General features: G+C 72.1%; 13 protein-coding genes. 7 read left to right on the top strand and 6 right to left on the bottom strand.

Annotation, left to right across the window (positions count from 1 at the left end; all coding sequences use genetic code 11):
* Window positions 1–279: 279 nt before the first annotated feature.
* A complete protein-coding gene (locus tag ADL29_RS36080; RefSeq protein WP_107095173.1) occupies window positions 280–906 on the top strand; it encodes a histone deacetylase in 627 nt (208 codons plus the stop codon).
* Here ADL29_RS36080 and ADL29_RS36075 read toward each other — a convergent pair.
* Complete coding sequence (locus ADL29_RS36075; protein WP_053927734.1) at window positions 848–1,669, bottom strand: HAD-IIA family hydrolase; 822 nt, start codon at window positions 1,667–1,669, stop codon at window positions 848–850. The genes ADL29_RS36080 and ADL29_RS36075 overlap by 59 nt on opposite strands.
* A gap of 146 nt (window positions 1,670–1,815) precedes the next feature.
* Here ADL29_RS36075 and ADL29_RS36070 point away from each other — a divergent pair, with 146 nt between their 5' ends.
* Both ADL29_RS36070 and ADL29_RS36065 read left to right on the top strand, forming a co-directional pair.
* Window positions 1,816–3,123, top strand: a complete 1,308-nt coding sequence (locus ADL29_RS36070) for a phosphoribosyltransferase family protein (RefSeq protein ID WP_053927733.1) — start codon at window positions 1,816–1,818, stop codon at window positions 3,121–3,123.
* A gap of 231 nt (window positions 3,124–3,354) precedes the next feature.
* The gene (locus ADL29_RS36065) at window positions 3,355–3,567 is read left to right on the top strand and encodes a hypothetical protein (protein WP_053927732.1); all 213 of its coding nucleotides are present in this window, start codon (window positions 3,355–3,357) and stop codon (window positions 3,565–3,567) included.
* Between the two features lie 27 nt (window positions 3,568–3,594).
* Here ADL29_RS36065 and ADL29_RS36060 read toward each other — a convergent pair whose 3' ends face one another.
* From ADL29_RS36060 to ADL29_RS36040, 5 genes are all read right to left on the bottom strand, one after another.
* Window positions 3,595–4,983 carry an ATP-binding SpoIIE family protein phosphatase gene (locus tag ADL29_RS36060; RefSeq protein WP_078971552.1) on the bottom strand — a complete coding sequence of 463 codons (1,389 nt, stop codon included), beginning with the start codon at window positions 4,981–4,983 and terminating at the stop codon, window positions 3,595–3,597.
* Between the two features lie 206 nt (window positions 4,984–5,189).
* Complete coding sequence (locus tag ADL29_RS36055; RefSeq protein ID WP_053927730.1) at window positions 5,190–5,699, bottom strand: RNA polymerase sigma factor; 510 nt, start codon at window positions 5,697–5,699, stop codon at window positions 5,190–5,192.
* Window positions 5,686–5,973, bottom strand: coding sequence for a hypothetical protein (locus ADL29_RS36050; RefSeq protein WP_053927729.1), 288 nt, complete (start codon window positions 5,971–5,973; stop codon window positions 5,686–5,688). Before ADL29_RS36050 ends, ADL29_RS36055 begins: the two co-directional genes overlap by 14 nt.
* A 180-nt stretch (window positions 5,974–6,153) precedes the next feature.
* The gene (locus tag ADL29_RS36045) at window positions 6,154–6,444 is read right to left on the bottom strand and encodes a hypothetical protein (protein WP_046929186.1); all 291 of its coding nucleotides are present in this window, start codon (window positions 6,442–6,444) and stop codon (window positions 6,154–6,156) included.
* A 163-nt stretch (window positions 6,445–6,607) separates the two neighbouring features.
* Complete coding sequence (locus tag ADL29_RS36040; RefSeq protein WP_053927728.1) at window positions 6,608–7,828, bottom strand: cytochrome P450; 1,221 nt, start codon at window positions 7,826–7,828, stop codon at window positions 6,608–6,610.
* Window positions 7,829–8,243: 415 nt separating this feature from the next.
* Here ADL29_RS36040 and ADL29_RS36035 point away from each other — a divergent pair, with 415 nt between their 5' ends.
* The 4 genes from ADL29_RS36035 to ADL29_RS36020 all read left to right on the top strand — a co-directional run bounded on the left by ADL29_RS36035 (window position 8,244) and on the right by ADL29_RS36020 (window position 12,546).
* The gene (locus ADL29_RS36035; RefSeq protein WP_053927727.1) at window positions 8,244–8,966 is read left to right on the top strand and encodes a TetR/AcrR family transcriptional regulator; all 723 of its coding nucleotides are present in this window, start codon (window positions 8,244–8,246) and stop codon (window positions 8,964–8,966) included.
* Between the two features lie 30 nt (window positions 8,967–8,996).
* Entirely contained in the window at window positions 8,997–10,343 is a 1,347-nt protein-coding gene (locus tag ADL29_RS36030) for a cytochrome P450 family protein (protein WP_169795287.1), read from the top strand.
* Window positions 10,344–10,557: 214 nt separating this feature from the next.
* On the top strand, window positions 10,558–11,304 hold the full coding sequence (locus ADL29_RS36025) for a GntR family transcriptional regulator (protein ID WP_046929183.1): 747 nt from the start codon (window positions 10,558–10,560) through the stop codon (window positions 11,302–11,304).
* A gap of 63 nt (window positions 11,305–11,367) precedes the next feature.
* Window positions 11,368–12,546, top strand: a complete 1,179-nt coding sequence (locus tag ADL29_RS36020) for an adenosine deaminase (RefSeq protein ID WP_053927726.1) — start codon at window positions 11,368–11,370, stop codon at window positions 12,544–12,546.
* Window positions 12,547–12,641 lie beyond the last annotated feature (95 nt).

The following is a 12,641-nucleotide window of genomic DNA, read 5'->3' as shown; positions in this document are numbered from 1 at the left end:
ACAGCCCCGCGCAGCGGCACCGCCCGCCGCAGGCGCAACGGCGAGAAACAACCGCGGCGCCGCAGACGACAACGTGGGGCCCAGGCAAAGCGCAGCGGACGGGCAACGGCGACAAACCCCCACGGCGGGAAAGCCGACAACGTACGGCCCAGGCAAAGCGCAGCGACGGGCCGCCAACGTACCGTTTAGAGGAAGCAGCGGCCTGACGGCGAAGGGGCGCCCGTGACCACACCACACCGGCCCACCGCCAGGATCTGGTACGCCGCGTACGGCTCGAACATGGATCCCGGACGGCTCGCCGCCTACCTGGAGGGCGGGCGGGCGCCGGGCGGGCGGCGCAGTCATCCGGGGTGCCGGGACCCCCGCCCGCCCGCGCGTTCCGCGCCGGTCAGGCTGCCGGGCCTGCTCTACTTCGCCACCGAATCCCAGGTGTGGACCGGCGGCAGGGCCTTTTACGACCCGGATGCCGAGGGGGAGCTTGTCGCGTACGCCTATCTTTTGACGGTGGGTCAGTTCTCGGACATCGCGGCCCAGGAGATGTACCGCGAGCCCGGCGAGGATCTCGATCTGACCGAAGTGCTGGGCCGGGGGCGGGCTCGTCTGGGGCCCGGCCGCTACGAGACGCTGGTGCGCGCCGGTCAGCTGGACGGCTTTCCCGTACTGACCTTCACGGCGCCCTGGCCCAGCGCCGGCGTCCCGCTCAACGCCCCGTCCGCCGCCTATCTCCGCCACATCGCGGCGGGCGTCGTCGCCGCCCACGGCTGGACCGCGCGGCAGGCGGCCGAGTATCTGGCGGGGTGCCCGGGGGTGGCGGGACGGTGGGCGGTCGCGGAGATCGAGGGCCTGGTCACCGAGGGCGGCCGGGAAGCTCCAGCAGATCCGGCAGATCCGCGAACGAGTCGATGACGTGATCGGGGGTTCCGTCGGCCGCGCGGTGCGTCTCGGAAAGGTACTTGCCGGTCTTGACGAGCACCCCGGTGATGCCGCTGCGCTGGGCCGCCAGAACATCGGATTCGATGTCGTCGCCCACCATCAGCGTTTCGTCCGGCGTGGCCCCGAGGTGCGCCAGGGCGGTGGCGAAGAACGCCTGGGCGGGCTTGCCGGTGACCTCCGCCTCGACGCGGGCGGCGCGCTCCAGCCCCAGGAGGAAGGCGCCGGTGTCGAGGTCGAGCCCCTGTGCCGTGCGCCAGTACAGATTGCGGTGCATGGCCACCAGCCGGGCGCCGCCCTGGAGGTGGCGGAAGGCGGCATTGAGGGTCTCGTAGCCGAACGCACTGCCCGCACCGCCGAAAACGACCACGTCCGGGGTCTCGTCCGCCCCCTCGTCCACGAGCGTCACGCCCTCGAGATCGTCTCCCACCTCACCGGAGTTGATCAGCAGGCAGCGGGCGCCCGGATGGTGCTCGCGCAGATAGCCGGCGGTGACCGAGGGTGCGGTGAGAATGTCGTCGGCGTCCACCGGGAACCCCGCGTCGGCCAGCCTCCCCGCGAGCACTGCGCGGGTCCGCGAGGTGGTGTTGGTGACCAGTGCCAGCGGCAGTCCGGCCGACCGCAGCCGTGCCATGGCCTCCACGGCACCGGGCAGCGGCTTCCAGGAGACGGTGAGCACGCCGTCGATGTCGATCAGGGCGGCCCTGATGCGCCCGCTTACACGCCCGCTTCGTTCCATACACCGACGGTAAACACGATCGCCCGGCGGCCGCCGGGCGCCCGGCTCCCAGGGCTGTCCCGACTTGCGAAACGCCCACGGATGGGGTTGGTTCGAAATAGGTGTGGACGTGGCTTCTGTCTCCCCTGGGTAGGGGGTGCACAACTGTGCTGTTCACCGATCGCACGGAAGCGGGGCACCGCCTTGCCGAAGCGCTGCGCCACCTCGCCGGGGAAGACCCCGTCGTCCTGGGACTGCCCCGCGGCGGAGTCCCGGTCGCCCACCAGGTGGCACAGGCCCTCGGCGCCCCCCTCGATGTGATCGTCGTCCGCAAGCTCGGCGTGCCGTACCACCGCGAGCTGGGTTTCGGCGCCATCGGCGAAGGCGGCGTACGGGTGATCAGCGAGGACATCGTCCGCCGCGGCCGGATCCGGCAGGCGGACCTCCAGGCCGTCGAGCGCACCGAGGAGGCCGAGCTGGTCCGGCAGGCACGCCGCTTCCGCGCCGGACGGCAGCGGCTGTCCCTCAAGGGCCGTACGGCGATCCTGGTGGACGACGGCATCGCGACCGGGGCCACCGCCGCGGCCGCCTGCGAAGTGGTACGGGCACAGGGCGCGGGCCGGGTGGTGCTGGCCGTCCCGGTGGCGCCGCCGGATGCCGCGGCCTGGCTGCGCACCAAGGCGGACGAGGTGGTGTGCCTGTCCACACCGGCGGCGTTCTCCGCGGTCGGCGAGTGGTACCAGGACTTCTCGCAGACCCCCGACGAGGAGGTCATCGCCCTGCTGACCGAGGCGGCGGCCCGCCCAGTGGCCGAGCGGCCCGCCGCGGCACACGGCGCCGGCGTCGAGGAGCCGGTGGAGGTCGACGCGGGCGGCGTACGGCTGGCCGGGGACCTCACCCTTCCGGAGGGCGCCGAGGCGGTGGTGATGTTCGCCCATGGCTCGGGGAGCAGCCGGCACAGTCCCCGTAACCGGAGCGTGGCCGGGGTGCTGAACCGGGCCGGTCTGGGCACCCTCCTCTTCGACCTGCTCACCCCGCCCGAAGAGGCCGACCGGGCGAATGTCTTCGACATCGAGACCCTGGCCGGGAGGCTGGCCGACGCCACCCGCTGGCTGCACAGCCGGGTGCCCATCCCGATCGGCTATTTCGGGGCCAGCACCGGAGCCGCGGCCGCGCTGCGGGCCGCCGCGGCCACCGACATCGACATCGGCGCCGTGGTCTCCCGCGGCGGGCGCCCTGACCTCGCCGGACCGCATCTCGGCGAGGTCAGGGCACCGACGCTGCTGATCGTGGGCGGCGCCGACCCGCTGGTCCTCGACCTCAACCGCCAGGCCCTGGAAGAGCTGCGCTGTGAGAACCAGCTCGAAGTCGTCCCCCATGCCACCCATCTCTTCGAGGAGCCGGGGACGCTGGACGCGGTGGCCGACCTGGCGCAGGACTGGTTCACCAGGCACCTGGCCCCGCAGACCGAGTAGGACCCGGCCGGCCGGGCGGTCACGCAGTGCCGGACACACACGCAGTGCCGGTCACATGGTGTCGGCCGTGCTGTGCAGGATGCGGGCCATGCCTGACGAATCGTCAGCAGTGGCGGGCCGTCAGATCCCGTCGCGCTTCGTGCAATTGGCGGAAACCGCGTTTGCGGGGATGCCGCCCAGGTGATCCCTGAAAAATCCGGAATCACCGTTCCATCCCCTTGAGGAGCACCCATGCACATCCGTGCCGCGATTGCCGCCGGCGTCCTGGCAGCCACCGTTGTCCTCGGCAGCGCCGCCAGCGCCCTGGCCTGCGACCTCGACAACGACCATCAGGAGCGCCAGGGCCACCACGACTGCAACATCAAGGGGTTCATGTACCAGGGCCAACTGGTCTGGCGCCAGGAATGTGACCGCGGGGACCGCCAGCAGGACGACCGCCGGTAGCCGGGCCGGAACGTCGGCGGGCCCGGCTCAGCCGCCCGGGAGCCGGAATTCGCACCACACCGCTTTGCCGCCGCCCGGGGTGCGGCGGGAGCCCCAGGACGAGGCGATGGTGGCGACGACGGAGATGCCGCGGCCCGTCTCGTCGGCGGGCCCGGCACGGCGGCGGCGGGGCAGGTGGTCGTCGCCGTCGGTGACCTCGATGATCAGGCGGCGGTCCGTACGGCGCAGGCGGAGGCGCATGGGGGGGGTGCCGTGCTGGAGGGAGTTGGCGACCAGTTCGCCGGCGGCCAGGACGCCGAGGTCGTAGAGCTCGGCCGGGAAGCGCCAGGAGGCCAGGACGCCGGAGGCGAAGGCGCGGGCGCGGGGGGCCGCTTCGGTGCCGCCGTGGAGTTCCAGGGCGGCGTTGCGGAACAGCTCCGCATCCGGCCCCGTGCGGGCGGGACGCTGGACGACCAGGACGGCGGCGTCGCCGTCGAGACCGGCGGTCACGCCCAGGGATCGCATCAGCCGGTCGCACATCACCTGCGGCGAACCGGAGGCGCCCGCGAGGGCGCGCTCCAGCTCGCGGATGCCGTCGTCGATGTCCTGGTCGCGGCGTTCGACGAGGCCGTCGGTGTAGAGGACGGCGCTGCAGCCGGGGCCGAGGGGGAAGGAGCCGGAGGTGTGCAGCCGGCCGCCGGTGCCCAGCGGCGGTGCCGCGGCGCGCACCCCACGCCCCATCACATCCCCGATGACCAGGGCCGTACGGCCCGCGCCGAGCGTGATGACGTCATACCAGTCACCGCCGACCGCCCCCTCCGCGTCGCCGGGCTGATACGTGGCGGCGACGCGGAGGTCGTCGGGCTGCTCCAGCTCCTGCGGCAGAAGGGAGCGCTGGAGGGCGACGGCCGCCGCGCGCTGACGGGCCTCGCCGGCGCGGAGGCGCTCGGCGGCCTCGACCTGGCCGGTGACATCCGCGCCGAAGACCAGCACGCCGTACTGCTCCACCGGCGTGCAGGTGAAGGTGTAGTAGGAGCTGCGGGCCGGGTCCCGCCCCGCGCCGCCCGGCAGGCGCCGCGCCTTCGCGGTACGGGCACGGCCGCTGCGCCACGCCTGGTCCATCAGCGGCAGCAGCCCCAGCGCGTCGAGCTCGGGCAGCGCGTCACGCGCCTTCTGCCCGGCCGGCCGCGCGCCGAAGAGTTCGGTGTAGGCGCCATTGACGTACGCCACCCGATGGTCGGGGCCGTGCACCACCGCCACCGGGCCGGGAATGAGGTCGAACATGGCCAGCTCGCCCGGCCCGAAGCCCTGGACATCGGCGACGCCGCCCTCGGCCCCGGCACCGGCCGCCGTATCGGCGGCGCCGACGTCCACCGCCGCAAGCCGGCGACGCAGCTGCCGCAGCGCGAGGTCGTCGTCGACGTATGTGCTCACCATCTGGCCGGCCTGCCGCTCGGCCTCGGCCAGCGACTCCCGCAGCTCCCGTTCCTCGGGCGCTGCGCCGGGCGTAACCGGGGCGCGGGACGTATCCGTTGTGCGGGACCCGTCCGGGGCACCGGCCGCAGCGGCTTCACCGGGGGCGGCCGTTCTCACCCTGCGCGGGGGTGAGGGGGCGCGCCATGCGCGGGCGGCGGGGTCGCTCATCACAGCCTCCCTCGATCGGCCTTGAGCGAACGACGCGCCTGACTGATGAGATTGCGCACCGTGACCTCCTCCACCGCCATGATCCGTGCGATCTCGGGATAGGAGAAGCCCCCGAGGAACCGAAGACCGACCGCATGCCGCTGTCTCAGGGGCAACGCCGCAACCTGACGCAGAGTTCCCTCGAACTTCTCCTTGATCACCACGAGGTCCTCCGTCAAGGGGGCGGGATCGATCCCGTCAAGGCCCTCGGCCGAGGCGTGGGCGGCGACTTCCTGGCGGCGCGCCACTACATGACGGATCGTCACCTGCCGTAGCCAGCCCCACCAGTTGCGTACGGGCGGCGCGTGCGGCGCCAGCATGCGCGTCAGCGCCTCTTCGAACGCCTGCTGCACACCGTCCCATGCGAGATGCGGATCCACCACCATCGCCGCGGCCAGCAGCCCGTCCTTGTGGGCCCGGAACAGCGCCTCGCACTCCGCCTCGGCCGCGGCCCGGTCAGGCGGCCTCACCACACCCACCGTGCTCGCCGGGCACCCGGCCGTCGGAGTCCCGGGCGCGGTGCCCGGCGGCCGGGGGAAGCCGCACCTCCCACTCCGTGGTGGCCCGCCCCTGCCGGTCGAGCGAGCGGTAGCGGATCGTGCCGCCCGGGCGCATGGCCCGGGCCGCGGCCACGAGCCCGCCCGTCCGGGCCCGCTCCCTGATGCGATAAGCCACCGCCGCGCATACGCCCATCACCCCCGCCGGTCCGCCGATGGCCACCACCATCCACTGCCACTCCGTCACCTTGCAGCCCTTTCCCGCGATTGCCTCGTCGCCGTCAGCCCTAAGAGCGATGGGGCGTCAAAAATGTCTAGGCGGAGAGGTCCAGGCGGAGAGGTCCACGCGGAAAGGTCCGGGCTGCACTGTCCGGGCGAAGGGGGGTGGGGTGAGGCGGCAGGGCGGATGGGCCGTTCCGGCTACCGGCTACTGCTGGAAGAGCTCCTTCAGCGAGTGTGTGGCCTCTTCGCTGTCCCGCATCGCCTCGACCACCGCTTGGTGGAAGCTGCGGCTCTCCTCTTCCGACGCACAGGGGACCGGGCTGCCGGCCATCGTGAACCAGTCCGTCGCCCCGGTGTACTGCACTGCCACATGAGCCTGGCCCTCCGTCCAGGTCGTATGCACGCTGAGGTCACCGTCGATCACACCGACCTCCTCGGTGCGCACCACACCGGGCCGCGCATAGATCCCGATCGTCGTCCAAGATGCCCAGGTCATGAGTCTCCCCCTCGGCGGCAGGGGGCACCGGCCGCCAGCAGCCGGTGCGGTGCTTCAAGTCTGACACCGGACGGGCGGCGGCGCAGCGTCACGACCCGGTGGTCCGGAACGCGGCCGTCCGCCCGGGCGCACCCCGGCCACCGTTACGCACAGTTACCCATGGTCACGCAGCGGGCGTCAGCCGCACCGGAAGGCCGGCCGGCCCCCGGGTGAACACGCCCGCTTCGGCGGGCGCCGTGCCGTCCGCGAATTCCATGCCGGGGAAGGCGTCCAGCAGCTGGTTCACGCCGACCTCCACCTCGGCCCTGGCCAGCAGTGCGCCCACGCAGAAGTGCCGCCCGAGCCCGAAGGCCACATGGTCGGCGGCGGCGCTGAAGGCCTGGGCCGCCGCGATCTCCGTACGGAAGATGTCGAACGCCTCGGGAGAGGCGTAGCGCCGCTCGTCGCGGTTGGCGGCGCCGATCAGACAGATGACCGTGGACCCGGCCGGGACGGTGCCGCCGCTGAGCGTGACGTCCGCGGCGGGCTGCCGCATGATCGTGTGGACCGGCGGGCTGTAGCGCAGGCTCTCGACGAAGGCCGGCAGGACGAGGCTGCGGTCGGCCCGTACGGCCGCGAGCTGGCCGGGATGGGTGAGCAGGTTGCGGAAGACGCTCGCCAGGGCCTTGTCCGTGGTCTCGCCGCCGGCCGAGAGCAGCAGGCTGACGAACGCGGTGATGTCCTGGTCGGTCATCCGGGTGCCGTCGATCTCGGCGGCGCACAGGGCGGACAGCAGATCGTCCCCGGGCGTGGCGCGCCGCTCCTGGATGACGGGGTGGAGATATGCGGTCAGCTCCCGGTTGACGCGCAGCCCGGCGGCCGCGACGGCGGGATCCTGCGCGATGTTGCCGAAGAACTCGACCACCACCTTGTACCAGGCGTGGAAGCGGTCGTGGTCGGCCCGGTCCAGGCCGAGCATGTCGACGATGACATTGATCGGGAAGCGGGTCGCGAAGCTCGCCACCAGGTCCGTTTCGCCGGCCTCGCGGAAGGCGTCGATCAGCTCCCGGGCATTGCGCTCGATCACCGGCAGGAACTTCTCGCGCAGGTCCCGGCCCCGGAAGGCGGGCGCCACCAGGGCGCGGCGCACCGCGTGTTCGCGCCCGCTCATCTGAGGCAGGGTCCGGCCGCCGTGTACGGGCTCGATCTGCCACGCGTAGTTGTCGCTGGTGAACACCGGGTCCCGGAAGGCCCGTTGGACGTCTTCGTACCGGGAGACCAGATAGCTCCCGGTGCGCGGGTCGCGGAGGAGCGGGTAGTGCTCCCGCAGGACGCGGTACGCGGAGTAGGGGTCCGCTTCGAATTCCGGGGAGAGGATGTCGGGCGGCTGCGGGATGGTGGTCACGGCGCGTCCTCGGCTTCCCTGAGCAGTGACGTGTTGGGGGCGCGGGCGGCGGCGCTATCACGGTGCCACTGGGCTTACGGTGCCGCTGGGGGACCTTCGACGCTAAGGCAGCACGGGCGGGCCGGTCCAGAGGGTCCCGGAGCGGTCTCGGCCAATCAATTCCCTTATGCAGTATGAGAGTTGGGGTAGCCTGAAGCGCGGTGTCCGCCTGCCCTCATGGGCCCCGCCGCGGCGTCCCGACCCCCCGCTCCCCGCCCGGAACCGCCCGCGCATGCCCCATGTGCCCGGAACGCACCTGGCCGGAAACCCCCTTACCGCCTTCCCTCCCCCCGCTTAACTTTGACTCCGTGACCAGATGTGAAATCTGGTCACGGAGTCGGGGGTGAGGACGAGAAACCCGGGAGAGACGCAGGCCGTGGATCAGACACAGCGCGGTGAACGCATCCTCGAGGTGGCCGGCGAGCTGCTGCTCGCCTGGGGCTACCGACGGGTGACCATCGACGAGATCGCCCGCCGGGCCAACATCGGCAAGGGCACGGTCTACCTCCACTGGAAGACCAAGGACGCCCTCCTCCTGGCCGTCGTGCTCAACGCCAAGGTGCAGAGCCTGCACCGCCAGTTGGGGCGGATGCGGGCCGATCCGCTGGAGGTCCTGCCGAGCCGCATGATGTGCGGGCTCTACGTCGACTACCTGGGCGACCCGGTGCTACGAGCCGTCCACACCGACGACTCCGACATCCTCGGCCGCCTCAACGAGACCGCCAAACAGGAGCTCGCGGAGCTGATGGTGCACGGCAACCGCGCCCTGTGCCGCCATCTCCAGGTGCTGCGCGAGCACGGCCTGGTGCGCGATGACGTCGATGTCGCCCATCAGCAGTACGCCATGCAGGCGGTGACCGCCGGTTTCGCCCTGACCGAAGTGCTTGACACCGGTACCCCGCTGCCCGCGGAGGTACGGACCGACATCCTGGCCCACACGCTCCGCGGCGTACTGGAAACCCCGGCCGCCGCGGACCCCGCCCCGGGCGCCCACCAGGCGCTCGCCGCCGCGACCGCCGCCGCCCCCGAGATCATCGCTCTCTACGAGCACCTGGCAGAGCTCAGCTCACGGGAAATGCGCCGGCAGCTGCGGGACTGAGACCGACTCCCGACCCGGAGGAGAAACCGTATGTCCGCATCACGCACGTCATCCACGTCATCGGCGTCGTCCACCGCATCCACGGCACCCGCATCCCCCGCAGTGCCCGCCAACCCCTTCGCCGCGCACGTCGGCAAGCACCCGGGCGAGCCGAACATCATGGAACCGGCCCTGATCAGCGACCCCGTCAAGGGCTACGGCGCCCTGCGCGAGCAGGGGCCGGTCGTCCGCGGCCGCTTCGTGGACGACTCGCCGGTGTGGTTCGTCACCCGCTTCGACGACGTACGCGCGGTCTTACGCGACCAGCGCTTCGTCAACAACCCGGCCCATTCCCGGGGCGGCACGGACGAGAACCCGCTGAGCCGCCTGCTGGACACCATGGGCCTCCCCCAGGAGTTCCGCCCCTACCTCCTCGGGTCGATCCTCAACAACGACGCACCCGACCACACCCGCCTCCGCCGCCTGGTGTCACGCGCCTTCACGGCGCGCAAGATCACCGACCTGCGCCCGCGCGTGGCACAGATCGCCGACGATCTGCTGGCCCGGCTCCCCGAGCACGCCGAGGACGGGGTCGTGGATCTCATCCAGCACTTCGCCTATCCCCTTCCCATCACCGTCATCTGCGAGCTGGTCGGCATTCCGGAAGCGGACCGCCCGCAATGGCGGGACTGGAGCGCCGACCTCGTATCGCTGGAGCCGGACGGCATCGGCCGAGCGCTGCCGGCCATCGTCGACCACGTCCACGAACTGATCCGGACGCGGCGCGGCGCACTGACGGACGATCTGCTCAGCGAGCTGATCCGGACGCACGATGACGACGGCGGCCGGCTCAGCGACGTCGAGATGGTCACCATGGTCCTCACCCTCGTCATAGCCGGCCACGAAACCACCGCGCACCTGATAGGCAACGGCACGGCCGCGCTGCTCACCCACCCGGCTCAGCTGGCGCTGCTGAAGTCGGACCCGGGTCTGCTCCCCCGTGCCGTCCATGAACTGATGCGCTGGTGCGGACCGGTCCAGGCGACCCAGCTGCGCTACGCCTCCGAGGACATCGACCTCGCCGGCACCCCCGTCCGCAAGGGCGAGGCCGTCCAGCTCAGCCTGGTCGCCGCCAATTTCGACCCCCGCCACTACGACGACCCCGAGCGCCTCGACCTCACCCGCCACCCGGCCGGCCAGGCCGAGAACCATGTCGGCTTCGGCCACGGAATGCACTACTGCCTGGGCGCCACCCTCGCCCGCCAGGAGGGCGAGGTCGCCCTCGGCAAACTGCTCGCGCACTATCCCGACGTCTCGCTGGCCGTCGAGGCCGACCGCCTGGAGCGCGCGCCGCTGCCCGGCACCTGGCGGCTCACCTCCTTGCCGCTGCGGCTGTGAAGGAGCTCCCGACGGCGGTCCGGACATGCGCCGGACCGCCGGTCGGCGGGCGCGTACGGATCCGTCGGCAGCACCTTGTCTGACAACACGTCGTGTGCGGCTCCGACGTCAGCTCCGCGCGCGCCTGCTTCCCACCGCCATCCCCTCCCGTTCCGCTCCTGCGTAGGCTGGACCGTTGCCAGCGGCAGTCCGACGGCAACCTCAGGAGATGGCAATGGCTGACAGACAACAGCAGCGACGCCCGGTCGTCGTGCTGTACGAGCGGATCGTGGAAGCGATCCATCAGGGCGTCTACCCGCCCGGATCGCAGCTTCCGACCGAACCCCGTCTCGCCGCCGACCTGGGCGTCAGCCGGCCCGCGCTGCGCGAGGCGCTGATCCTGCTCCAGGAGGACGGGGTCATCACGGTACGGCGCGGGGTGGGGCGTACCGTCAACCACCATCCCCCGCGGCGCGGGTTCGAGACCCTGAAGCCGATGGAGGAGCTGCTCGGCGCGGGGCAGGCGGTCCGTACCGTCCGGCTGGCGCAGACCACGGAGGAGCCGACCGACTTCTCCGCGCAGCATCTGCTGCTCCCGGCCCATGGCGAGGTCCGGTTCTGGGAGAGCATGATCGAGGTCAACGGCCTGCCGTCCTGTCTGGCGCACGAGTGGTCGGCCACCGACGAGACGCTCACCGGGCTCGGCCTCGCGCCCGCCCAGGCGCTCGATGCGCCGCAGGACACACCCTCGACCATGCTCCGGCTGCTGCTGGAAGCGGGTCGCGGCATGCCTCTGAAAGGCTCCTCCACCGTGGTCGCCACCATGCTCGGCCGCCGCCGCGGGGAGCAGTTCGACCGGCCCGCGGACACCCCGGCCGTCCTGGTGACACAGGTCGTCCACGCCGGGCGGACGCCCGTTCTGGCGGCCAAGTACATGCTGCCCACGGGGGCGCCGGTGCTCCCCGTCTGGCAGGCGCGGTGACCGGACGGGCGCTGTGACGGCCCCCATTCCGGTTACCCGGGCCTGGAGCTACACTCCCACCCCATGCACTTGTCAGACAAGCCTTCCTCCGGCACCCTCGACCGGGAACAGATCCGCCAGGCGCCGAAGGTCCTGCTGCACGACCATCTGGACGGCGGTCTGCGCCCCGCCACCATCGTCGAACTCGCCCGTGACGCGGGCTACCAGGGCCTGCCCACCTCCGACCCCGCGCGGCTCGGCGCATGGTTCCGCGACGCCGCCGACTCCGGTTCGCTCGAGCGCTACCTGGAGACCTTCGCGCACACCTGCGCCGTGATGCAGACCCGCGAGGCCCTGCACCGGGTCGCGGCCGAGGCGGCTGAGGACCTGGCCGCCGACGGGGTCGTCTACGCCGAGATCCGGTACGCCCCCGAGCAGCACCTCGAGGGCGGCCTCGGCCTGGAACAGGTCATCGAGGCGGTCAACGACGGCTTCCGCGAGGGCGAGCGGCGCGCCGCGGCCGCCGGGCGCACGATCCGCGTCGGCACCCTGCTGACCGCCATGCGGCACGCCGACCGTTCCCGCGAGATCGCCGAACTGGCCGTCGCCTACCGCGATTCCGGAGTCGTCGGCTTCGACATCGCCGGCGCCGAGGCCGGCAACCCGCCCGGGCGCCATGCCGATGCCTTCGACCATCTGCGGGCGGCCGGCAGCCACGTCACCATCCACGCCGGCGAGGCCGTCGGCCTGCCCTCCATCCAGGAAGCGGTGCAGCGCTGCGGCGCCCACCGGCTCGGCCATGGCGTCCGGATCACCGAGGACATCACCGTCGCCGCCGACGGTTCGGTCACGCTCGGCCGGCTCGCCTCGTACATACGCGACCAGCGCATCGCCCTCGAGGTATGCCCCACGTCCAACCTCCAGACCGGCGCGGCCGCCTCGTACGCCGAGCACCCCATCGACCTGCTGCGCCGGCTGAAGTTCCGCGTCTGCGTCAACACCGACAACCGCCTGGTCAGCGGCACCACCATGACGCAGGAGTTCGGGCATCTGGCCGACACCTTCGGCTACGGCCTGGACGACATGGAGTGGTTCACCGTCAATGCGATGAAGTCCGCCTTCCTCCCGTTCGACGAGCGCCTCGCCCTGATCCACCAGGTCATCCGCCCCGGCTACGCGCAGCTGCGCACCCAGGGCCTCAGCCGGCTCCCGGCCGCATGGGCGGCGACGGGCACTGCTGCCACGGCGGCGGTTCCCGCGTAACAGCGGCGGACGGCTCCCGATGGCCGCCGCTGCTCGGCCGTGTACAGCCGAAGGGCCGCCGCCGTCCCGGCCGAGACGGCGGCGGCCCTTCGGCT

The sequence above is a fragment of the Streptomyces chattanoogensis genome (assembly GCF_001294335.1).
Classification (GTDB): Bacteria; Actinomycetota; Actinomycetes; order Streptomycetales; family Streptomycetaceae; genus Streptomyces; species Streptomyces chattanoogensis.
The sequence above is the reverse complement of the archived record's forward strand: the minus strand, read 5'-3'. Positions and strand labels throughout refer to the sequence as shown.

Coding starts and splice junctions, on each gene's coding strand:
- ADL29_RS36080 (WP_107095173.1), top strand. CDS start 280: ATGGATCCCGGACGGCTCGCCGCCTACCTGGAGGGCGGGCGGGCGCCG.
- ADL29_RS36075 (WP_053927734.1), bottom strand. CDS start 1,669: ATGGAACGAAGCGGGCGTGTAAGCGGGCGCATCAGGGCCGCCCTGATC.
- ADL29_RS36065 (WP_053927732.1), top strand. CDS start 3,355: ATGCACATCCGTGCCGCGATTGCCGCCGGCGTCCTGGCAGCCACCGTT.
- ADL29_RS36060 (WP_078971552.1), bottom strand. CDS start 4,983: ATGGTGAGCACATACGTCGACGACGACCTCGCGCTGCGGCAGCTGCGT.
- ADL29_RS36045 (WP_046929186.1), bottom strand. CDS start 6,444: ATGACCTGGGCATCTTGGACGACGATCGGGATCTATGCGCGGCCCGGT.
- ADL29_RS36030 (WP_169795287.1), top strand. CDS start 8,997: ATGTCCGCATCACGCACGTCATCCACGTCATCGGCGTCGTCCACCGCA.
- ADL29_RS36025 (WP_046929183.1), top strand. CDS start 10,558: ATGGCTGACAGACAACAGCAGCGACGCCCGGTCGTCGTGCTGTACGAG.
- ADL29_RS36020 (WP_053927726.1), top strand. CDS start 11,368: ATGCACTTGTCAGACAAGCCTTCCTCCGGCACCCTCGACCGGGAACAG.